Annotated in this window: 20 protein-coding genes; 14 read left to right on the top strand and 6 right to left on the bottom strand. The window is 72.8% G+C overall.

Going from position 1 to position 20,791, the window contains the following annotated elements; all coding sequences use genetic code 11:
• Window positions 1–48: 48 nt before the first annotated feature.
• From ACWD0Y_RS07930 to ACWD0Y_RS07940, 3 genes are read right to left on the bottom strand one after another with little or no spacing between them, the layout of a single operon-like run.
• On the bottom strand, window positions 49–801 hold the full coding sequence (locus ACWD0Y_RS07930; RefSeq protein ID WP_450259599.1) for an amino acid ABC transporter ATP-binding protein: 753 nt from the start codon (window positions 799–801) through the stop codon (window positions 49–51).
• Between the two features lie 10 nt (window positions 802–811).
• Window positions 812–1,783 (bottom strand): amino acid ABC transporter permease, encoded by a 972-nt coding sequence (locus ACWD0Y_RS07935; protein WP_450259523.1) that lies wholly within the window; start codon window positions 1,781–1,783, stop codon window positions 812–814.
• A 45-nt stretch (window positions 1,784–1,828) separates the two neighbouring features.
• On the bottom strand, window positions 1,829–2,785 hold the full coding sequence (locus ACWD0Y_RS07940; RefSeq protein WP_450259524.1) for an ABC transporter substrate-binding protein: 957 nt from the start codon (window positions 2,783–2,785) through the stop codon (window positions 1,829–1,831).
• A gap of 523 nt (window positions 2,786–3,308) precedes the next feature.
• On the opposite strand from ACWD0Y_RS07940, the gene ACWD0Y_RS07945 reads away from it, so the two are divergent.
• The 8 genes from ACWD0Y_RS07945 (at window position 3,309) to ACWD0Y_RS07980 (ending at window position 10,006) form a co-directional block, all read left to right on the top strand.
• On the top strand, window positions 3,309–4,544 hold the full coding sequence (locus ACWD0Y_RS07945; protein WP_450259525.1) for an NAD(P)-dependent malic enzyme: 1,236 nt from the start codon (window positions 3,309–3,311) through the stop codon (window positions 4,542–4,544).
• A 165-nt stretch (window positions 4,545–4,709) separates the two neighbouring features.
• A complete protein-coding gene (locus tag ACWD0Y_RS07950; RefSeq protein ID WP_450259600.1) occupies window positions 4,710–5,681 on the top strand; it encodes a zinc-binding dehydrogenase in 972 nt (323 codons plus the stop codon).
• Window positions 5,682–5,765: 84 nt separating this feature from the next.
• Complete coding sequence (locus ACWD0Y_RS07955) at window positions 5,766–7,169, top strand: cellulase family glycosylhydrolase (RefSeq protein WP_450259526.1); 1,404 nt, start codon at window positions 5,766–5,768, stop codon at window positions 7,167–7,169.
• A gap of 32 nt (window positions 7,170–7,201) precedes the next feature.
• Complete coding sequence (locus ACWD0Y_RS07960) at window positions 7,202–7,411, top strand: helix-turn-helix domain-containing protein (RefSeq protein ID WP_450259527.1); 210 nt, start codon at window positions 7,202–7,204, stop codon at window positions 7,409–7,411.
• A complete protein-coding gene (locus tag ACWD0Y_RS07965; protein WP_450259528.1) occupies window positions 7,411–7,962 on the top strand; it encodes a Clp protease N-terminal domain-containing protein in 552 nt (183 codons plus the stop codon). Before ACWD0Y_RS07960 ends, ACWD0Y_RS07965 begins: the two co-directional genes overlap by 1 nt.
• Before the next feature lie 140 nt (window positions 7,963–8,102).
• Window positions 8,103–8,510, top strand: a complete 408-nt coding sequence (locus tag ACWD0Y_RS07970; RefSeq protein WP_450259529.1) for a hypothetical protein — start codon at window positions 8,103–8,105, stop codon at window positions 8,508–8,510.
• Window positions 8,511–8,580: 70 nt separating this feature from the next.
• The gene (locus tag ACWD0Y_RS07975) at window positions 8,581–9,711 is read left to right on the top strand and encodes a hypothetical protein (RefSeq protein ID WP_450259530.1); all 1,131 of its coding nucleotides are present in this window, start codon (window positions 8,581–8,583) and stop codon (window positions 9,709–9,711) included.
• Between the two features lie 16 nt (window positions 9,712–9,727).
• Window positions 9,728–10,006, top strand: coding sequence for a hypothetical protein (locus tag ACWD0Y_RS07980; protein ID WP_450259531.1), 279 nt, complete (start codon window positions 9,728–9,730; stop codon window positions 10,004–10,006).
• Between the two features lie 98 nt (window positions 10,007–10,104).
• Here ACWD0Y_RS07980 and ACWD0Y_RS07985 read toward each other — a convergent pair whose 3' ends face one another.
• Window positions 10,105–11,133 (bottom strand): PadR family transcriptional regulator, encoded by a 1,029-nt coding sequence (locus ACWD0Y_RS07985; protein ID WP_450259532.1) that lies wholly within the window; start codon window positions 11,131–11,133, stop codon window positions 10,105–10,107.
• Window position 11,134: 1 nt separating this feature from the next.
• Entirely contained in the window at window positions 11,135–12,037 is a 903-nt protein-coding gene (locus tag ACWD0Y_RS07990) for a DUF4097 family beta strand repeat-containing protein (protein WP_450259533.1), read from the bottom strand.
• A gap of 150 nt (window positions 12,038–12,187) precedes the next feature.
• Here ACWD0Y_RS07990 and ACWD0Y_RS07995 point away from each other — a divergent pair, with 150 nt between their 5' ends.
• Window positions 12,188–13,105: a hypothetical protein gene (locus ACWD0Y_RS07995; RefSeq protein WP_450259534.1), complete on the top strand. Its 918-nt coding sequence runs from the start codon at window positions 12,188–12,190 to the stop codon at window positions 13,103–13,105.
• A gap of 9 nt (window positions 13,106–13,114) precedes the next feature.
• On the opposite strand, the gene ACWD0Y_RS08000 is transcribed toward ACWD0Y_RS07995, so the two are convergent.
• Window positions 13,115–13,297: a DUF6104 family protein gene (locus ACWD0Y_RS08000; protein ID WP_003961784.1), complete on the bottom strand. Its 183-nt coding sequence runs from the start codon at window positions 13,295–13,297 to the stop codon at window positions 13,115–13,117.
• A gap of 137 nt (window positions 13,298–13,434) precedes the next feature.
• Here ACWD0Y_RS08000 and ACWD0Y_RS08005 point away from each other — a divergent pair, with 137 nt between their 5' ends.
• The 5 genes from ACWD0Y_RS08005 to fxsA all read left to right on the top strand — a co-directional run bounded on the left by ACWD0Y_RS08005 (window position 13,435) and on the right by fxsA (window position 20,755).
• Complete coding sequence (locus ACWD0Y_RS08005) at window positions 13,435–13,887, top strand: CU044_2847 family protein (protein WP_450259535.1); 453 nt, start codon at window positions 13,435–13,437, stop codon at window positions 13,885–13,887.
• 7 nt (window positions 13,888–13,894) lie between these two features.
• Window positions 13,895–16,027, top strand: coding sequence for a VMAP-C domain-containing protein (locus ACWD0Y_RS08010; RefSeq protein ID WP_450259536.1), 2,133 nt, complete (start codon window positions 13,895–13,897; stop codon window positions 16,025–16,027).
• A 160-nt stretch (window positions 16,028–16,187) separates the two neighbouring features.
• A complete protein-coding gene (locus tag ACWD0Y_RS08015) occupies window positions 16,188–17,225 on the top strand; it encodes an AAA family ATPase (protein WP_450259537.1) in 1,038 nt (345 codons plus the stop codon).
• Between the two features lie 7 nt (window positions 17,226–17,232).
• On the top strand, window positions 17,233–20,451 hold the full coding sequence (locus ACWD0Y_RS08020; RefSeq protein WP_450259538.1) for an SAV_2336 N-terminal domain-related protein: 3,219 nt from the start codon (window positions 17,233–17,235) through the stop codon (window positions 20,449–20,451).
• Between the two features lie 100 nt (window positions 20,452–20,551).
• A complete protein-coding gene (gene fxsA / locus ACWD0Y_RS08025; protein ID WP_450259539.1) occupies window positions 20,552–20,755 on the top strand; it encodes an FxSxx-COOH cyclophane-containing RiPP peptide in 204 nt (67 codons plus the stop codon).
• Window positions 20,756–20,791 lie beyond the last annotated feature (36 nt).

Genomic DNA, 20,791 nt, shown 5'->3' on the forward strand with positions numbered 1-20,791 from the left:
GAGAGGGCGGTACGGACCATCCGGTCCGTACCGCCCTCTCGCGTTCAGCTACAGCACCTGCGACAGGAACGCCTTCGTGCGGTCGTGCTGCGGGTTCGTCAGTACGTCGCGCGGGTTGCCCGCCTCGACCACCACGCCGTCGTCCATGAAGACCAGCGCGTCACCGACCTCACGGGCGAAGCCCATCTCGTGCGTGACGACGATCATCGTCATGCCGTCCTCGGCGAGACCGCGCATCACGTCGAGCACGTCGCCCACCAGCTCGGGGTCGAGCGCCGACGTCGGCTCGTCGAAGAGCATCAGCTTCGGCTCCATCGCCAGCGCGCGGGCGATCGCCACGCGCTGCTGCTGGCCGCCGGAGAGCTGCGACGGGTAGTTCTTCGCCTTGTCGCCCAGGCCGACCCGGTCCAGCAGACGCTCGGCCCGCTCGCGGGCCACCGCCTTCGTCTCACCCTTGACCTGGATCGGGGCCTCCATGACGTTTTCGAGCGCCGTCATGTGCGGGAAGAGGTTGAAGCGCTGGAAGACCATGCCGATGTCCCGGCGGTGCGCCGCGACCTCGCTGTCCTTCAGCTCGTAGAGCTTGTCGCCCTTCTCGCGGTAGCCCACGAGCCGGCCGTCGACCGAGAGCCGGCCGGCGTTGATCTGCTCCAGGTGGTTGATGCACCGCAGGAACGTGGACTTGCCGGAGCCGGACGGGCCGACCAGGCAGAACACCTCACGCGGGGCGACCTCCAGGTCGATGCCCTTGAGGATGTGTGCGGCACCGTAGGACTTGTGTACGCCCTCGGCCTTCACCATGGCGGTCATGTCATACCCCCCTGGGGCTGGTGAGGGACAGCATGTTCGCCTTGACCTTCTGCCACGGAGTGGGTGGCAGTGTCCGCAGCGAACCCCGTGCGTAACGGCGCTCCAGGTAGAACTGGCCGACGCTGAAGATGCTGGTCAGTACGAGGTACCAGACCGAAGCCACGAGCAGCAGCTCCATCACGGCGAACGACGTGGAGCCGATGTTCTGCGCCGCTCGCGTGAGGTCGACGTACGAGACGACCGCCACCAGGGACGACGTCTTGAGCAGGTTGATGAACTCGTTCCCGGTCGGCGGCACGATCACCCGCATCGCCTGCGGCAGCACCACGCGCCGCATGGTCTTGCCGTTGTTCATCCCGAGGGCGTGCGCCGCCTCGGTCTGGCCCTCGTCCACCGACTGGATGCCGGCGCGGACGATCTCGGCCATGTACGCGCCCTCGTTCAGGCCCAGACCCAGCAGGGCGACCATGAACGGCGTCATGACGTCGACCATCTCGTCCTTGTAGATCGGCCCGAGGTTGACGTACTCGAAGACCAGGCCGAGGTTGAACCACAGCAGCAGCTGCACCAGCACCGGAGTGCCGCGGAAGAACCAGATGTAGAGCCAGGCCACGGCCCCGGTGACGGGGTTCTTCGACAGTCGCATGATCGCGAAGACGATGCCCAGTACGAGGCCGATGGCCATCGACAGCACGCTGATCAGCAGCGTGCGGCCCATGCCCCCCAGGATGCGGTCGTCGAAGAGGAAGTCTCCGACCGTGTCCCAGCGGATGTTGCCCTGCGCGAACGCGTAGACCAGCATGCCGAGCAGCGCGACCACGATCACGCCGGAGACCCAGCGGCCCCAGTGGCGGACCGGGATGGCCTTGATCTGCTCGGGGGGAGCGGTGACAGCGGTGGTGGCTGCGCCCTTGGCGGCCGGGGAGTCCTCGGGGGGCTCTTCGGCGGGCGCCTTGTCGAACTTGTCAGTCACAGTGACTGCCCTTCAGTGAACGCTTGAGGCGGGAAACGCCGTGATCTACTTGCCGGCGTTGACGGTCGCCTCGGTGACGGCGCTGTCCTTGACGTCCCACTTCTCCAGGACCTTCTCGTACTCGCCGTTCTTGATGATCGCGTCCAGAGCTGCCTTGAGCGCGTCGCGGAGCTCGGTGTTCTCCTTGTTGACGGCGATGCCGAACGGGCCGGCGCCGATCTGGTCACCGGCGACCTCGAAGTCCTTGCCGCCGCCCGCGGTCTTCGCGATGTGGGCCGCGACCGGGTAGTCGTTGAGGTCGGCCACGGCGCCGCCGATCTTCACGCGGGTCTGCGCCTCGGCGTCGGTGTCGAACGACGCGATCTCAAGCTTCTTCTTGCCGCACTTCTTGGCCTGGTCCTTGAAGGTGTCCTCGTAGATCGTGCCGCGCTGGACGGCGACCTTCTTGCCGCACAGGTCGTCGAGGGACTTGATGTTCTCGGGGTTGCCCTTCTTGACCAGCAGCGAGACGCCCGACTCGAAGTAGTCGACGAAGTCGACACCCTTGCCGGCCTTCTTGCCCTTGTCGTCCAGGCCCTCCTGGCGGGCCTTGGTGTCGCTCATGGCCGACATGACGATGTCCTGGCGGCCGGTGTTCAGCGACGTGATCAGACCGTCGAAGGTACCGCTGGTGAACTCGAACTCGACGCCGAGCTCCTTGCCCAGGGCCGCGGCGATGTCGGGGTCGATCCCGACGATCTTGCCGCCCTCCTCGTACTCCATCGGAGCGTAGGCGGCGTCCGTACCGACCTTGATCTTGCCGGCGTCCTGGTACTTCTTCGGCAGCTTGTCGAAGAGGGGGGCGCTGGACGACTTCGTGCCCTTGGTCTCCTTGGTACCCGAGCCCGAGCCGGTCTGATCACCGCAGGCGGTCAGCAGCATCGTGCCGGCGACCGCGATCGCGCCGACCGCGACAATCCGGGACTTCCTGGCGGCCGAGCGACGGGTGGAGCTTGCGGTCATGGTTGGTTCCTCCGGCGGGAAAAAGGGAGTGGCCGAGCGGTCGGGCACACACCTTCGGGTGTCTCGACCTTGTGCGATTACCGGCATCTTGCCATTCGGACTAGCCCATTCAGGTGCTGAGTCATGTCAAAATCGGGTAACGGGTGACCTCCGAATCCCAACGGGCCGGTACATCAAGGCCGGATCATCTGTTGGCTACCGCCCTTTCGGCCGGAGAATTTCCGGTCCGTCTCGTCATGTGGATGCTAATTGTGTCGCCAAACGGACTTGTCCGCACATGCGTGTATGAGTCGTCACACTTGAGCGATACGGGCTCGTCGGCGGTGCCTTCGGTCAGGTAGAAAAGACGTTTACACCCCTCATCCGGGGCTCAGGGCGCGTGTGCGGCGCGCCCGCGCGTACGTACCTCCTCCCTGTCAAGGCGGGCCAACCGCCGGCGCGGGGAACGGACGCGGTGCCCGCCCACCCCTCCTCAACCAGGAGCGGCCACCCTCAATTGATGAAGACTTAAGGGGTCAGACACATGGCAGCGGAGATCGTCAATCCTCGCAGCGACAGCAGTACGGACCGCAGTGCGGACAGCGGTGCGCAAGGGGCTCCGGAGGAGCCCTTCGATCCGGCCTTCGCCCTGCACCGCGGCGGCAAAATGGCCATTCAGGCGACCGTGCCCGTGCGCGACAAGGACGACCTGTCCCTCGCGTACACGCCGGGCGTCGCCAAGGTGTGCAGCGCGATCGCAGAGAAGCCCGAGCTCGTCGACGACTACACGTGGAAGTCGAACGTCGTGGCCGTCGTGACGGACGGCACGGCGGTTCTCGGGCTCGGCGACATCGGGCCCGAGGCCTCGCTCCCCGTCATGGAGGGCAAGGCGATTCTTTTCAAGCAGTTCGGCGGCGTGGACGCGGTCCCGATCGCGCTCGCGACGACCGACACGGACGAGATCATCGAGACCGTCGTGCGGCTCGCCCCGTCCTTCGGGGGTGTGAACCTGGAGGACATCTCGGCGCCGCGCTGCTTCGAGATCGAGCGCCGGCTCCAGGAGGAGCTGGACATTCCGGTCTTCCACGACGACCAGCACGGTACGGCCGTGGTCACCCTGGCCGCGCTGCGCAATGCCGCCCGGCTCACCGGCCGTACGCTCGGCGACCTGCGCGCGGTGATCTCGGGCGCGGGTGCGGCCGGGGTCGCCATCGCGAAGTTCCTGCTGGCGGCGGGGCTCGGTGACGTGGCGGTGGCGGACCGCAAGGGCATCGTCAGCCGGGACCGCGAGGACCTGACGGACGTCAAGCGCGAGCTGGCCGAGATCACGAACCGGGCCGGGCTGTCCGGCTCGCTGGAGTCCGCGCTGGCCGGCGCCGACGTCTTCATCGGCGTCTCCGGCGGTACGGTGCCGGAGCCCGCGGTGGCGTCGATGGCGCCGCAGTCGTTCGTGTTCGCCATGGCCAACCCGAACCCCGAGGTCCACCCGGACGTCGCGCACAAGTACGCGGCGGTCGTCGCCACCGGGCGCAGCGACTACCCGAACCAGATCAACAACGTCCTGGCCTTCCCGGGGATCTTCGCGGGCGCGCTCCAGGTGCGGGCCTCCCGCATCACCGAGGGCATGAAGATCGCGGCGGCGAACGCGCTGGCGGACGTCGTCGGCGACGCGCTGGCCGCGGACTACGTCATCCCGTCCCCCTTCGACGAGCGCGTCGCTCCGGCCGTCACGGCGGCCGTGGCGGCGGCGGCTCGCGCGGAGGGTGTCGCGCGACGGTAGCCACCGGCTCCGCCTGTGACGGGCCGTGCCGTGTCCCCGCGAGGGGGCGCGGCACGGCCCTCGCCTTCGGGGCGTGCGGGTGCCCCACGCCCTACCCCCGCTCGTGTGAGCGACGCGCGTCACACCCGTGCGTGGTTCCGTCGCGCGGCGGGCCGCCCTATCGTCATGGTCATGTTCGCCGCCTACGCCGCCCGCATCGACCGCGACCAGCCGCTGAACGGCCTCGAACTGGGCGAACGCCCGGCGCCCGAGGCGAAGCCCGGCTGGACCACCGTCACCGTCAAGGCCGCCTCCCTCAACCACCACGACCTCTGGTCGCTGCGCGGCGTCGGGCTCGGCGAGGAAGCCCTGCCGATGATCCTCGGCTGCGACGCCGCCGGGATCGACGCCGACGGCAACGAGGTCGTCGTGCACTCCGTCATCGGTGAGACCGGGCACGGCGTGGGGCCGCGCGAGAAGCGGTCGATCCTGACCGAGAAGTACCAGGGCACCTTCGCCGAACAGGTCACCGTCCCGGCGTGGAACGTGCTGCCCAAGCCCAGGGAGCTGTCCTTCGCGGAGGCCGCCTGCCTGCCGACCGCCTGGCTCACGGCGTACCGGATGCTGTTCACCAACGCCGGCGTACGCCCCGGCGACAGCGTCCTCGTCCAGGGCGCCGGCGGCGGTGTCGCGACCGCCGCGATCGTGCTCGGCAGGGCGGCGGGCCTGCGGGTGTACGCCACCAGCCGCGACGAGGCCAAGCGCAAGCGGGCGGTCGAGCTGGGCGCGGTGGAGGCGTTCGAGCCGGGCGCGCGGCTGCCGCAGCGGGTGGACGCGGTGATCGAGACCGTCGGCGCCGCCACCTGGTCGCACTCGGTGAAGTCCCTGCGGCCCGGCGGCACGCTGGTGATCTCGGGGGCGACGAGCGGCCCGAACCCGCCGTCCGCCGAGCTCAACCGGATCTTCTTCCTGGAGCTCAGGGTCGTCGGCTCGACGATGGGTTCCAAGGACGAGCTGGAGGACCTGCTCTCCTTCTGCGCGGCGACGGGCGTGCGCCCGGTCATCGACGAGGTGCTGCCCCTGGACCGCGCCCGCGAGGGCTTCGAGCGGATGGCGGGCGGCGACCTCTTCGGGAAGATCGTGCTGACGACCCCTTGATGGGGCGCCGGTTCTGCTGATGTGCTCTCCGGCACGCGACGACGACGTGGTGCTGGAGGGTTTCCTGTGCGAACTGTCCGCAGAATGTGCGCAGTTGTCTGTGCGGTCGCGCTGGCCGCGGGGGTCCTCGCCCCGGCGGCCGGCGCGCGCGAACGCGACCCCGGCGGCGGAAGCGTCGGCGGCGACGGGATCCCGCGGCTCACCGACGACCGCGGGCGCGTCCTCACCCTGCGCGGCTGGAACGTCGAGGACAAGGCGAACCGCGGCGACAAGGCGCTCTCCGCCATCACCGAGAAGCACTTCCGCGACCTGAACGCCCGCGGCTTCAACTTCGCCCGCCTCCTCGTCTTCTGGGACGACCTGGAGCCCCGGCGCGGGCAGTACAGCGCGGCGTACCTCCGCAGGATCGAGCGGATCCTGGACTGGGCCGGGAAGTACGGCGTCCAGGTGCTGATCGACGCCCACCAGGACGTCTTCGGCCCGGCCTTCGGCCATCGCGGCATCCCGGAGTGGGCGACGCGCACCGACGGGCTGCCGTTCACGCCCAGCCCCGACGACTGGTTCTCCGAGTACTTCCAGCCGGCCGTGCAGCGCGCCTTCACCCACCTCTACGAGGACCCGGACCTCCGGCGCGCGCAGGCCGCCATGTGGCGGGTCCTCGCCGACCGGTTCGAGGACCATCCGGCGGTGCTCGGGTACGACCTGATCAACGAGCCGATGGGGGAGCTGAGGGAGGGCGAGGACCTTCCCGCGGCCGCCCGCCGCATCGAGCGCGACCAGATCACACCGATGCACAACCGGCTGGCGGACGCGGTGCGTTCGGTCGACCGCGACACCTGGGTGTTCGTCGAGCCGACGCCGATCGTGGGCGAGGGGGTGGAGACCGGCCTCGGGAGGATCGAGGACCCCAGGGTCGTGTACGCCCCGCACTTCTACAACACCGCGATGGAGGCGGGCGCCGACTACGACCCGGCGGCCGGCTGGATCGAGTCGTACGAGGCCGCGGTGAGGGCGTATCCGAAGGAGCACGGCATTCCGGTGGTCGTGGGGGAGTGGGGCCCGCTCAACAACTCCCTCCCGAACATGGGCCGCTTCCACCGCGAGGCGCTCGCCTCCATGAACCGCTACAGCTCCGGCTGGGCGGGCTATGTGTGGTGCTACGGCGGCGGTTACTGCGCGGTGGACGAGGCGGGGGAGTTCCGTACGAACAAGGAGCAGACGGCGTCGCCGTACGCGCCCGCCGTCGCCGGCCGGGTGCGCGGGGAGTCGTACGACCCCGCGACCCGCACCTACCGCCTGTCGTACGTCGCCTCGGGGCGCGGCGTCACCGAGCTGTCGCTGCCGTCGCGCGCCCGTGACTGGCGGGTGGAGGCGACCGGGGCGGCGTGGGTGCGAGGAGAGAGGGTCCACGCCCGGCCGGGCGCGCGGATCTCCGTGACGGTCGCTCCGGCCGGTCCCCGCCCTCCCCGCGGTGTCAATCATGGTTGACAGTCCCGGCGTGTCAACGTAAGTTGACATGCATGACCGACGCAACGGACCTCGCCGAGCGCGCGGGCGACCACGACCCCCGGGTCGGGCTGCGCGCCGTCGCCGCACTGCGGCGGCTGCTGGAGCAGCTCGAAGCCGTGCAAGTGAGAAGCGCCCGCGCCAGGGGCTGGTCGTGGCAGGAGATCGCGTCCGAGCTGGGCGTCAGCCGGCAGGCCGTCCACAAGAAGCACGGGAGGCATTGATGTTCGAGCGGTTCACGAAGAGTGCCCGGGGCGTGGTGAAGGGCGCGGTCACCCGGGCGGAACGGGCGGACGCGGACTCGGTCACCGAGGAGCACCTGCTGCTGGCCCTGCTGGACCAGGAGGGCACGCGCTCGTCCTCCGTTTTCACCTCGTTGGGGATCGCCGGGCGCAGGGAAGCGGTGACACGGGCGCTGGCCGAGGCGCGGCGCCGGGGCGGCCTCTCGAAGGCCGACCAGGAGGCGCTCGCCGGGATCGGCATCGACGTCATGGAGATCGTCTCGAAGGTGGAGGAGACGCACGGCGAGGGTGCGATGCAGGCCGGACGCGGCCCGAGGCGGGGCCTGCTGACGGGGCGCCGCCCCTTCACACGGCAGGCGAAGGGCATACTCGAGAAGTCCCTGCGCGTCGCGCTGGGCCGCGGCGACCGGCACATCGGCGACGAGCACCTGCTGCTGGCGCTGACCGCGCAGCCGGGCCCGGTGGCCGACGTGCTGACGGAGTACGGCGCGACGTACGGCGCGGTGGAGCGTGCGCTGTCGGAGGCGGCTTAGGGAGTGTCCCGGGTCCGTCCGGCGGACGAGCCCTGTGACACTTCTGTGACGGCAGCGCATTCGGGGTGTGGCCGGTGAGTGGGTAGTTTCGTACCCGCACGTCGGCACGACAGGTTGTGACCCACGCACCGGGAGGGCACGTGGCCGAGGGGCCGGAGTCGGCCAGGCGGGTCGACGAATCCGAATTCCTTGAGATGAGCGGGCAGGACCCCGCGCAGGCCCGAGTGCTGCGCAAGTCCCTGGAGGAGCTCGCCTCGGGGCGGGGCGGTGAGGCCCTCAAGGAGATGGCCCGGGAAGTCCTCTCGGGGCGCTCGGGCCTGCGGGACGCGGTGAACGTGTCGGCCTACTCCGACCAGCTCGTCGCGCAGGCGGCCCCCATGGCCGAGAAGTGGGCGGCGCTCTCCGAGGCCGAACGCGAGGCGCTTGCCGCCGAGGGCGAGCGGAGCATCGCCGAGGAGCAGAACCGCATCGACGAGGAGCGTCGCGCCGCGCCGGGCGACAGCGGCAAGAAGTCCCGCCACGACGGCCGGGGCTGGTCGCTGTACTGAACGGCGGACGGCCGCGGGGCGCGGGACGGCGTCCCCCGGCACACCAACTTTCCAGGGGCAGGAGCAGGCGGTGGGCTTTCGGGTGGAGCCGGGCGCGATCGACGGCTTTTCGAAGCTCGTCGGACGCGCCGCCGACGGCAGTACGCAGGCTGTCGCGTTCACGGGCAACGCGCAGATCGACAAGGTGGCGGGCGGACAGCTCTGGGACCTGGTCGCGGGCGACCACGACAGGTACGTGGGCGAAGCCAGGAAGGCTCTGCAGAAAGTGCAGAGGGTTCTCGGCTCCTCGGCCCAGGAACTGTCCAAGTCCGCGAAGTACTACCGTGAGACGGACCGGGGCGAGGCGTCGAAGATGGACGCCACCTTCCCCGGGTCCAAGGGAGCCGGTTCCCCGCCGGACGGCGGGAACGCGGGCGACTTCTCCGACGCGAGCAGCGCCGCGGACCTCCTGAAGACGCCGTCCGAGAGCGGCAACCCGTTGGTCCGGTACGGCCAGGGGCACGCCGACGAGTACAACATGAACCCGGTCCAGAAGACCCTCGGCAGCATCCTCGACCTCGGCAGCCCCTCGGCCATGGCGGTCGAGGCGTCCAAGCTGCTCTTCGGCTTCGACCCCTTCGGCGAGCTGAACAACTGGATCCTCGGGGACTGGAACAAGTACAACGACTGCGCCGACGTATGGGGAAGCCTCGGCGGATTCTGCGACGCGGTGGCCGCGAACCTGCGGAAGGGCACCGGGAACGTCGCCCTGACCTGGAACGGGAACGCCTCGGACGCCGCCCGGGTGTACTTCGACGAGTTCACGAAGAAACTCGACGAGTTCAAGGACACCTTCGACTCCCTGCGGACCAGCTACAAACAGGCGGCGCAACTGGCGTTCCAGTTCGCCGAGTTCCTGAAGTCCTTCATGGTCATGTTCTGCGACGCCCTGGTCACCTGGCTGGTCAACCTGGCCGCCGCCCAGGCCGCCAACCTGATTCCGGTCGGCGGGCAGGTGGCGTCGGCCGCCATGTTCGCCCTGGCCGCGGCGCAGGCGCTGCGGATCATGAAGATGTGGTCCGACGCGGCGCAGAGCTTCAACCAGATGCAGATGGCCCTGACCGCGCTCGGCCTGGTGATGTCCGCGGCGGTGAACGGCTTCTCGGCGGCGGACGGCTTCCCCGAGGTAGCCTCCAGCGGCTACGACCACGCCGCGGTCTAGGGAGGACGGACCCCGCATGCCTTTCCCGTACGGTGACATCGACAGCCTGGAGACGTTCCTCTCGAAGGTCCGCCTCGGGGCCCTCATGACCGTCCCCGCGTACCTGGCGCTCCTGTTCTTCCTCGCCGGGGAGGAGGGCTGGCACTGGAGCTTCCTCGTGCTGTGCGTACTGCCGCCCCTCACGGCGTTCCTCGGCTTCCGGGCCAAGCGCGACATCCGCCCGGGGCTCGCGACGGCGGCCCTCGCCCTGGCCGTCGCGCCCCTCCCGCTGGTCGCCGCCATCGAGCTGCTCTAGCCGTGCCGCCCGCCCGGGGCTCCCGCCTCCGGGCCGTGCCACGGCCCGGAGGAAGGCGCCCGCGAGGAGGAGGGCGAGGGGGACGCGCGGGGAGCGCCCTAGACCTCCGGGCTCCGCAGGACCGCGCCGATGTGGGCCGCCGCCGTGGACAGGTGACGGCGTGCCTCGCGGAGCTGGTCCTCCGTCACGCCCCGGTCGCGGGCCGCGTCGCGGATGTCGTCACGGAAGCGGTCCAGGAGGCGCTCCAGGTCGCGGGCCGGGTCGCCGGACGGGGGCTCCTGGGCCCACTCGGGCTCCGCGGGCGCGTCGGTACGCGGGGCCTCGGCCTCGGCGGGCTCCGTGACCGGCCCGGTGTCCGGCGCCGCGTCCCGCTCCGGTCCGGGCTGCGGCCGGCCGCCGAAGAAGCCGAACTCCTTGGTGATCTCGGCGAGACCCTCCCGTACCCCCTTCGGCCAGTCGCCCCGGGCGAAGTGGTCCTGCACCTGCTCTTGCACCCGCTGTGCGATCCGCTGCATCTGCTCCTGCGCCTTCTCCTGGGCCTGCTGGGCCTGGTGGCGCGCCTGCTGCGCGTCCTCGCGGGCGCGGCGGCTCTCGTCCTTCGCGCGGCGCGCCTGCTCCTTCCACTCCTGCTTCGCCCTGCGCAGCTCCTCCTTCGCCGCGCGCCACGCCTCGCTGTCGCCCAGCCCGTCGCCGAACGCGCCCTCGCGGCCGCTCCCCTTGGGCTGCGACGCGGCGTCGCGCAGGGTCTCGCTCGCGGCGGCCCGCATCTCGCGGCGCAGGTTGCCCGCCGCGCCGCGTACGTCGTCGCGGATCTCGGCGGCCAGCTCGGAGACCGACTCGCGGATCTCCAGCTCCAGGTCCGCCAGTTCGCCGCCGCGGCCCGCCAGTTCGGCGCGGCCCGCGTCGGTGATCGAGTAGACCTTGCGGCCGCCCTCGGTGGCGTGCGTGACCAGGCCCTCGGCCTCCAGTTTGGCGAGACGCGGGTAGACGGTGCCGGCGGAGGGGGCGTACAGGCCCTGGAAACGCTCCTCCAGGAGGCGGATCACTTCGTAACCGTGGCGCGGAGCCTCGTCGAGCAGCTTGAGGAGGTACAGGCGCAGACGGCCGTGGGCGAAGACGGGAGGCATGTCAGAGCACCTTCTTGTCGGCCGGGGTGTGGGTGGGCGGGGTGTCCGTGGGCGGGGCGCCGTCGGCCTCTGCGCCGTGCGGGTCCTGGCCGGCCGGCGGGCGGCGCAGCAGGGCGATGGCGCCGGAGACGGTCGTCGCGCGCAGCCGGCCGTCGCCCGTGCCCAGCCTGCCCGTGATCCTCTTCGCGCCCCACTGGCCGCTGACCCGCAGGCCCTCGAAGGCGTTGGAGAGGGAGCCGCTCGCCGTGTTCGCCTCGACCGTCGCGTCGGCCGGGTGCGGCAGACGGATGGCGACCCCGCCGGAGACCGTGGTCAGGGCGATGTCGGTGGGTTTCCCGGCGGGGGCCACGTCGACGACCATGTCGCCGTTGACGGAGTCGGCCCGTACGGAGGAACCGGAGCCGTCGACCACGGTCAGGTTCCCGGAGACGGAGTGGAAGCGGAGGCTGCCGGTGACGCCCTGGGCCTCCAGGCTGCCCGAGACCGTGTCGGCGCGGACGGCGCCGGAGAGGCCGACGAGGGTGGTGTCGCCGCTGATGCCGCGCACGGCCGTACGTCCGCGGATCCCGGAGACGACGGCGCCGGCGCCGATCACGCCGACCTCGACGGAGGTCCCGGCGGGGACGACGAGGGAGACGACCGCGCTGCGCTGCCGGTTCTTGGGGTCGAGCCACTTGAGGAAGTCGTGCCGGGGCAGGTCCTCGTACGCGACGGTGAGGGTGCCGTCCCGGTGGGTCACGGTCAGCGGCGGGCCCTCGATCCCGGACACTTCGAGGCGGGCGGGACCCTCCTCGGCGCCGACGACGTTCACCGTCCCGTCGACGATGCGCACGCTGAGTGCCGTCACCGGGTCCTCGAAGGTGAGTTTTCGCGGCTCGGCGACCGCCCACGTCGGCTCTGTCATGCTGCTCTCCCCGTCTGACTGGACAGACGCAACATATCGCGTCTACGAATAAACACGATATATCGCGGGCCTCCGAAGTCAAGGGGCGTATCGACGCGGGCAGCCCACTCATACGCGCCGAATACGGGCAAAGTGTCCTAGCGTGAGGACATGGACGCGACATCCGGATCCGGGCCCGCAGGGGCCTTGCTGCTGTGCGGGGCCGAGCCCGATGCGGTACGCCCCGCCGCCCGTCTGCTGCGTGAACAGCTGCTGCTGGCCCCGGCCGGTGCCCGGAGCGGCAGGAGTGGCGGGAGCGGTTCCGCGGAACGGTGGAGCGTGCTCGTACCCGAGGGCAGGCCGTGGCTGGACGGCGGCGAGCCGGTCGACCGGGTGCTGGCGGGCTGGGCCACGGCGCTCGCCGTCGGCGTCAGCTGGCCGGTCCTCGCCCTGTGGTGGGACGCGGACTGGGCCGGCTTCACGCTCGCTTCGGGTTTCCGGCGCCAGGTCGGCTACGTATGGCTGGCGGACGGCACGCCGGCGGGCGAGGACGAGGCGATGCGCACGTTCGCGGCGCGGCTCGGGCTCGACCCGGTGCTCGACATGGAGGCCCTGGAGGCGCTCACCCGGCCCGACCCCGACGCGGACGCCAGAACCCGCCTGCTCGGTGTGATCGCCGTGCTGTCCCGCTCGGGCCTCGCGCTCCCCTCGGGCCTGGCCCCCGGCGAACCGGCCGCCCGGCTGCGGGAGGCGGCGCTGGCGCGGCCGGACACGGAACCGGTCGAGTGGCAGGGCCGGTGCGACGCGGTCCGTACGGAACCGGGCACGGCCGAGGAAGGCTCCACCGGCGGTCCCGCCGGCGCCACCGGCCTCGCCGGTCCCTGGACGCGCGGCCCCTGGACGCGCGGCCCCGGTATCCGTGTGCTGATCGCGGCCCAGCTGGCGGCCGGTGTCCCGCTCGCCCTGTGGGGCCTGCGGCGGCGCAGCGGCGGCTGGGTGTTCGCGGGGGCGGTACTGGTGGCGCAGGGCGCGCTGGGCCTGGCGTACGAGCGGATGCGCGCCGGCCGGACGCCCGCCCGCGACCGGTGAGGCGAGGAGCTACTCGTCCTCGTCCTCGTCGTCCAGGCGGGCCAGCCAGGTCGCGAGGCGCTCGACGGGGACCTCGAAGTCCGGGTTGAGGTCGACGAACGTACGCAGCTGCTCGGCGAGCCACTCGAAGGTGACTTCCTCCTCGCCGCGCCGCTTCTCCAGCTCCTCGATGCCTCGGTCGGTGAAGTACAAGGTGTTGCTCCGTGGGGTGGACAGGGGTGGACAGCGGTTGTTCCCAGCCAGGATAGGCACTGATCCCCGGGACCTCGCGCTCGTACCCGGCAGCGATTACCCTTCACCATTCATCGCGTGGGGGAGCGGGGGACGCTGTGGCCAATGGGATCGCACAGGTTCGGCTCGACGACGGGACCGTCGTCTGGGCCCGTGTCAGCGAGGTGCAGGAACTGGACCGGGGCGGCGGCTTCCGGGACACCGGGATCGGCGACCGGGTCGTCTCCATGGCGGGCGGGCTGACCGACGTCGTCCAGGGCGTGGTGCAGTCGCTGCGCGCCGGGCTGCGCCCCACCGCCCCCGTCGAGGTCGCCGTGACCTTCGGTATCGAACTGTCCGCGCAGGCCGGCAAGGTGATCGGGGTCCTCGCGGACGGCGGAGGCACGGCGTCCGTGTCCGTGTCCCTGACCTGGACCGAACCGGTCGCGGACCCGGGCGGGGGCACGGCCGCGACCCCGGGTGCGGGTGCGACCCCGGGCGCGGGACCGGATCCGGGGCCGGGCGCAGGGCCGGCGACCGTGCCCCGGCCGTCCGCCCCCGGCGCGGTATGAGCGCGTCGTGAACCCCTTCGACGAGATGGTGCGCCCCTCGCTCGTACGCATCGCCGCGCCCGGAGGCGGGTATGACCCGCACGGCGCCCACTACTGGGGCAGTGGTTTCTTCATCGCCCCCGGCTGGGTGCTGACCTGCGCCCATGTCGTGGGAAAGGGGGAGGCCGCGGTGTGGAGGGGAGAGCGCGCACTGGGCATCACGTGGCAGGGCGGCGTGACCACGGGCGAGGTCGTCCTCGCCAAGCCGCGGCCCGCCGACCCCGAAGAGCCCCCGTACCACTGGGAGTTCCCCGACATCGCGCTGGTCCGCGTCCCGGACGCGCGGGACGCCGCCTGCGTCTGGCTCGGTGAGCGGCCCCCGGCCGTCCCCGCCGACGTGAGCCTGCACGGCTGGTCCAGGGAGACCGGCGACCTCGGCATACGGCACGGCGTCGGCCGGGCCCACGCCACCGACGGCAAGGCGCTGCTGCTGCGCGGCAGTCTGCCCGTCGAGGGCTGCTCGGGAGGCCCCGTCGTCGACCTGGTCCACGGCGCCGTCATCGGCATGAACAAGGGGCGCGCGGAGCACGAGGGGGCCGCCGTGCCCATCACGGCCCTGCGCGAGCTGCACGATTTGCCGGGCGGCGGCATCCTCCACACCGTCCTGCGCGAGCACGACCGCCACCACCTGCGCCGGTTCCGCAGCACCACGGCCGGCGGCTGGACCAGGGCGCAGGCCGGCCTGCGGGCCAAGGGCGCCCCCGGGTTCGGCCCCGCCGTGCGCGCGCACCTCTTCGGCCGGTTCGCCGAACTGCCGCCGCCCACCGGGCCCGGCGAGGTCATGACCCTCGTGGACGACGTCAAACGCCGTGTGCTGCACCGCGACTACCAGTCACCCATCGAACACGACCCGCGCACCTGGCGCGACGGCGCCGGGCTGCTGTACGACCTGCGCGGCCAGGAGGGCGGGCACGACCTCGACGTCGACGCGGTGCTGCTGTACGCCGCCAAGGTCGTCAGGCACCTCGCGAGCCGGGAGCGGGGCCGTGACCGAGACGGGTCCGGAAGCCCCCACCGGGCCGCTCTCACCGGGCTCGGTGAGTGGATCACCACACAGGGCGAGTCGGCGCACCAGGCGATCCGCGAGGAGATCGCGCAGGTCCTGGACCTCCGTGAGGAGGACGCGCCCGGACCGGGAGACGGTCCGGGGCCCGGGGCGGAGCCGGGGCCCGGCACGGACCCCGGGTTCGCGTTCGGGTCCGTACGGGAGCGCCCGGCCGGGCAGGCCCGCGCCGACGTGCTCGTCGAGATCGACCCGGTGCACTACGGCGACCGCTACCCGTGGCGCGTCAAGCTCCTCTACGAAGGGCGGACCGTCAGCCCGCTGCACGGCGACGACCGCGGTGTGCCCCGCTCCCGCCTCCGCGAGACCCTGCGCGAGCCGCTCGCCGACGCCCTGCGCCGCGGGGACAGCGGGGAGCACCTCGCGGCGGTCGAGGCCCTGCTGCCGCGCGAGCTGTTCGACGAACCCCTCGACACCTGGCGGCTGTCGCCCGAGGACGAGGTCTTCGACGAGCACAGCATGGCGCTGGGGGAGCGCCGCATCGTCGTCATACGGGACCGCAGGCGCCGCGACCGCCCCGCGAGCCCCGAATGGCGCCGCCGCTGGAAGGCCGCCGTCCGCGGGCCGCTCAGCGTCGTGCCGCTGCGCGGCGAGGTCCCCGCGTCCGGACACGGCCCCGGCGCCCGCCGGGAGTCCCGCAGGGCCGCGTACGCCAGGCTGTCCGACGCGGGGGACGGCACCGTGCCCGTGTACTGCGGGCCCGTCGGCAGCGGTGACGGGCTCGACGCGATGGCCGCCGCGCTCGCCGCCGGGCACCCGCTCGCACTGTGGCGCAGATGCGGACGGGACCACAGCGACTGCCGGGAGTTCCAGACGCGCGCCGACGAACTGCTGGCACGCGCCGACGGCGTGGACGGACTGCACCGGCACATACGTGCCCTGCGCATCATCTCCATGGACCCCGACGCGACACCCGACACGGTCGCGGAAGCGGCCTGGGCCGGCTCCATGGCCGTACTTTTCGACCCGCCCGACCGCCCGCCGTACGACGGTGTGCCGCTGAGGGTGCCGCAGCAGCTGTCCGGACCCGGCACATGACGGCCCGTCAGGAGGTGCCTCGAATGCCCGGCCGGTTCCCGGGGGCCGGGCCGGAAGCCGGGTCGGCAGAGCGGGACTTGAGCGGTAACCTCGGCAGCCCCGACAGCCGCACGACCGTCGGATCCGGCTCCGTTCCCACCTACCCGCGAGGTGAAACTCAGTGACAGACTGGCGGATCTACCGCGGCGCGGGAACGCCGCACGACGGAGTCCAGCGGTTACCCGGCCCGCCCCCGTGGCGTGATTTCGCCGCCGTGGGACCGGACGCGGACGCCGCCGACCCCGCGGCCACCGACCCGAGCGCCGCCCGCAGACTCGGTGTCCAGCGCCGGCTGGTGGAGAACCACCACCCCAGGCCCGCCGAGGTCGACGCCGTCAACGCGGCGCTGTATCTGCGCCGCCCGCTGCTGGTGACGGGCAACCCGGGCACCGGGAAGTCCACCCTGGCGCAGGCCGTCGCGCACGAACTCGGCCTCGGCCGTGTCCTGCGCTGGCCGATCGTCAGCCGTTCCGCGCTCCAGGACGGGCTCTACCGCTACGACGCCATCGGCCGCCTCCAGGACGTGCAGCTGGAACGGGCGCAGGGCGGACCGGGGGCGGCCGCCCCGGCTCCCTCGGCGCCCTCGAGCATTGGCTCGTACGTACGCCTCGGACCGCTCGGCACCGCGCTGCTGCCGTCCGAACAGCCGCGGGTGCTGCTCGTCGACGAACTCGACAAGAGCGACCTCGACCTGCCCAACGACCTGCTGAACGCCCTGGAAGAGGGCGAGTTCGCCATCCCCGAGCTGGAGCGCATCGCCGACCGCGAACCGGTCGTGGACGTCCTGACCGACGACGGCCGCAAGGTACCGGTGCGCGGCGGCCGGGTCCGCTGCACGGCCTTCCCGTTCATCGTCCTCACCTCCAACGGCGAGCGGGACTTCCCCGCCGCGCTGCTCCGCCGCTGCATCCAGCTGGAGCTCGAACCGCCCGGCGAGGAACAGCTCACCGCCATGGTCGAGGCGCACCTCGGCAGTGACGCGGCGATCGAGGGACGGGATCTGATCGAGCGGTTCCTGGGCCGCGCACCGGGCGAGGTCATCGCCGCCGACCAGCTCCTCAACGCGCTCTACCTCACCCAGCACGCCCCTCGCGCGGAGCGCGTCACGCGGGAACGCATCGCCGAAATGCTCATGCGGCCACTCGACCGCCCGAGGTGAGGGCCGGATGGACCTGGGGGAACTTGTCGGCAGGCTGAGGAGCGGCGGCCTCGACCCCACGGCCGAGGAGCTCGCGGACGCCGTCTGGCTGGCCCGGTGGCTTCCGCCGGACCGTACGCCGACGGGTGCCCCCGGCGGCCCCCCGGAGGAGGACCGGGACACGGACGGGGCCGGACGGGCGGCCCGGCCCGATCCGGCCGGCCCCGGCACCGGCCCGGATTCCGGCACCGGCTCCGACGGGCCGGATCAGGCCCGGGGCCCCGGCCCGGACCCCGGCCCCGTGTCGCTCTACGCACCCGGCGGCAGGAGCCGGACCGCCGGGGCCGCCGGGGCTGCTGGGCCTGGCTTCCCCGTACGCGCTCCCGCGGCCGCCGCGCTGCCCGGACTGCTGGGTCTGCAACGCGCCCTGCGTCCCCTGCGGCACTGCGCCGCCGCCGTGCCCCCGGCCGCCGGCGGGCGCCTCGACGAGGACGCCACGGCCGAGCGCAGCGCCATGTCCGGCGTCATCAGCCCGGTGCTGCGCCCCTCCGGCCGCCACCGCGTGGACATCCAGCTGCTCATGGACACCGGGCCCGCGATGGCCGTCTGGGAGCGCATGGTCGAGGAGCTGCGGCAGGCCTGCCAGCAGTCCGGTGTCTTCCGGGACGTCCAGGTCCACCAGCTGTACGACGCCGGGGACGGCGGCGCGCCCCTCATCGGCACCACGACGGGGCCCGGCGGTCACACCCGGCTGCGCCCCGCCGACCAGTTCCACGACCCCACGGGCCGCAGGCTCACCCTCGTCGTCAGCGACTGCGTCGGCCCGCTGTGGCAGCAGGGCCGCGCCCAGCGGCTCATCCACCAGTGGCCGCGCCGCTCCCCGCTGGCCGTCGTGCAGCCGCTGCCGCCCCGCCTGTGGGCCCGTACCGCACTGCCCGCCGAGCCGGGGCTCCTGGTGCGGTCCGCGGCGTCCGGCGGGCGCACCGCGTTCGTTCCGGACGAGGAGCCGTGGGAGCCGCTGGGGGCGACGGCCAGGCCGGTTCCGGTGCTCACGCCGACCCCCGAGGCGTTCGCGTCCTGGGCGCGCCTGCTGTCCGACCAAGGCGGCAGTACGGTGCGCGGCTGGGCGGCCTGGGCCGACGCCCCCGAACCGGAGGCCGCCGCCGAGGAGCCGGCCTTCCCCGCCGTACCACCGCCCCTCCCGCCCGACCGCGGCGCGGACGAACTGCTGCGCGCCTTCCGGGCGAACGCGTCGCCCGGCGGCGTCCGCCTGGCCGTCCACCTCGCGGCGGCGCCCCTCACCCTGCCCGTCATGCAGCTGGTGCAGCGCGCCATGCTGCCGGACACCGGCCCGATGGAGCTCGCCGAAGTGCTGCTCGGCGGGTTGCTCAGGCAGCTGCCGGGGCCCGGCTCCCGACCCTGTTACGTGTACGCGGACGGGGTGCAGGAGCTGCTGCTGAACTCGCTGGGCCAGGACGCGGCCGCGCTCGTGCTCAAGCACTGCTCCTCGTACGTGGAACGCAACTTCGGCAAGGGCGCCCGCAACTTCTCGGCGCTCGCCGCCGCCAGGCTCTCCGAGCGCGGCGCCGCACCGGACCCCGCCCTCCCGCAGGACCGGCGCCCGGGCGGGGAGGGCGGGACGGACGAGGCGGACGACGCGGCGGGCGCCGAGCCCGAACTGTTCGCCCGCGTCCCGGCCAGGGTGCTGCGCTTCTACCAGCCCGAGCTCGTCACCCCCGTACCGCTGGACGAGGCCGAACGCCTCCTGGACCAGTGGCGCGCACAGGCCGACCCGTCCCTGCTCCGCCGCGCCCGCGAGCGCGCGGAGGCCGCGCTGCGCGGCACCGGAGCCCACGGCGACGGGCCGGACACCGGCCCGCCGGCCGGCGACGCGGCCGGGGGAGCGCGGGCCGGAGTCGTGCTGGGGCGGGTGCTGTTCGCGGAAGCCGGGACTTCGGCCGTGCGCGGCACCGACCGGGCGGGCGAACTCCTCCTGCGCGCGGTACGGACGCTCGCCGAAGCCCGCGACCGCGCCCCGGAAGACAGCCGGGAGCGGGCCGACGCCCGCCTGGAACTCGCCGCCGTTCACCACGCGCTGTGGCGGCTGACGCACGACGCACCCCACCTCGACGCGGCCCTGGACGCGCTCGCCGGTGACGCCTCCGACTGGCCCGCCGGGTCCCGCAGGGCGCTGCACCTGCGCCGGGGCAGGCTGCTGCTCGTCCTGCGCCGCGCCGAGGAGGCGGTACGCGAACTCCGCACCGGATGTGCGGCGCTGGACGCCGAGGGCGCCCCCGACGGCCTCCGCTGCCCCGCCCTCCTCGACCTCGCCGAGGCCCTGCGCGCCGCGGACGCCCCGCACGCGGAGACCGCCGAGGTCCTGGCCCGCGCCGGACAGGCCGCCGGCGAGGACCCGGCGCTGCGCCTGCGCTGCCTGACCGCCCAGGCGCGGCTGCACGACGCGGCGGGCGGCCACGCCGCCGCCGACCGGGCGTACGAGGCCGCTTCCGGCCTCGCACCGTCCGACAGCGCCCGGCGCTGCGAACTCCTCACCGAGTGGGGCGAGTCGCTGCTGCGCCGCGCCGCCGCCGAGGCGGGGACGGCCGGCGAGGGCACCGTCGGCCGGGCGGAGAGCGTCCTGCGCGAGGCCCTGGCCGCGATGCCCGCCCGCTCCCCGGCCCGCAGCCGGCTGAACCTGCTGCTCGGCAGCGCACTGGCGCTCCGCTTCCAGCGGGTCGGCTTCCTGCCGGACCTGTACGAGGGCCGCCACCTGCTGGAGGAGGCCGCGAAGCGGCTGACGGACGCGGGGGTGCGGGCCCAGGCATGGCTGGCGCTCGGCAGGGTGAGGCTCGAACTCGCTCATGTGTCGGCCGCGACACTGCTGTCGGACGCACTCCAGGCGTACGAGAACGCGCAGCGCGACGCCGACGACGCGCACGGCACCCGGCCGGGCTCCCGGACAGCGGCACGGGCGCTGTACGCCCAGGGCTGCACGCTGGAGTTCATGGGCCGTACCGGGGCCGCGCGCCGGGCATTCGAGCAGGCGCACGGCCGCTGGCAGCGGCTGATCGCGTCCCTGGCCGAGGTGGACTGGGCGGAGGCCGGGGCGCCGCGGGAGCGGATCGGCCGCCTGCGGGAGCCGGGCCGGGGGACGGAGGCCCGGACGGACGACCAGCGGCCGGCCGAGGCGGACCGGCGGCGACTGGCACCCCCCTGGTGGCCGTTCACCGGGGTGAAGGCCGGTTGACCGGAGTGAAGTCGAACATGTTTCTGTTTCACCGGTGTCGGGAAGAACTGGGCAGCCGCTGCGGCCGTGCGGGACGGGTGCCGGCAGGAGGGAGTCGGGCGTGTCGCACAGGAACACCGTGGTTGCCGACCAGGGACGGGACGCCGGAAAGACTCCGGTCGCGCCCGACCTCACCGACGTCGACCTGCGGACTTTACGAGCCATGGACGATCCGGGGACTGTCGAGGCGGTCGGCCGCGTGCTCGACCGGCCCTGGGAGCTGGCGGAAGCCTGGTGGACGGGCGACGAGCCGGGAAACCGCTGAACAGCGGCGCTTTCCGGACAGATGGATGGCACCGTC

The organism is Streptomyces altiplanensis (assembly GCF_053591575.1).

What these genes read in the sequence shown, in the direction of transcription:
- ACWD0Y_RS07930 (WP_450259599.1), bottom strand. Translation starts at nt 801, where the DNA reads ATGGTGAAGGCCGAGGGCGTACACAAGTCCTACGGTGCCGCACACATC.
- ACWD0Y_RS07940 (WP_450259524.1), bottom strand. Translation starts at nt 2,785, where the DNA reads ATGACCGCAAGCTCCACCCGTCGCTCGGCCGCCAGGAAGTCCCGGATT.
- ACWD0Y_RS07945 (WP_450259525.1), top strand. Translation starts at nt 3,309, where the DNA reads ATGGCAGCGGAGATCGTCAATCCTCGCAGCGACAGCAGTACGGACCGC.
- ACWD0Y_RS07950 (WP_450259600.1), top strand. Translation starts at nt 4,710, where the DNA reads ATGGTCATGTTCGCCGCCTACGCCGCCCGCATCGACCGCGACCAGCCG.
- ACWD0Y_RS07955 (WP_450259526.1), top strand. Translation starts at nt 5,766, where the DNA reads ATGTGCGCAGTTGTCTGTGCGGTCGCGCTGGCCGCGGGGGTCCTCGCC.
- ACWD0Y_RS07960 (WP_450259527.1), top strand. Translation starts at nt 7,202, where the DNA reads ATGACCGACGCAACGGACCTCGCCGAGCGCGCGGGCGACCACGACCCC.
- ACWD0Y_RS07965 (WP_450259528.1), top strand. Translation starts at nt 7,411, where the DNA reads ATGTTCGAGCGGTTCACGAAGAGTGCCCGGGGCGTGGTGAAGGGCGCG.
- ACWD0Y_RS07980 (WP_450259531.1), top strand. Translation starts at nt 9,728, where the DNA reads ATGCCTTTCCCGTACGGTGACATCGACAGCCTGGAGACGTTCCTCTCG.
- ACWD0Y_RS07985 (WP_450259532.1), bottom strand. Translation starts at nt 11,133, where the DNA reads ATGCCTCCCGTCTTCGCCCACGGCCGTCTGCGCCTGTACCTCCTCAAG.
- ACWD0Y_RS07990 (WP_450259533.1), bottom strand. Translation starts at nt 12,037, where the DNA reads ATGACAGAGCCGACGTGGGCGGTCGCCGAGCCGCGAAAACTCACCTTC.
- ACWD0Y_RS07995 (WP_450259534.1), top strand. Translation starts at nt 12,188, where the DNA reads ATGGACGCGACATCCGGATCCGGGCCCGCAGGGGCCTTGCTGCTGTGC.
- ACWD0Y_RS08020 (WP_450259538.1), top strand. Translation starts at nt 17,233, where the DNA reads ATGGACCTGGGGGAACTTGTCGGCAGGCTGAGGAGCGGCGGCCTCGAC.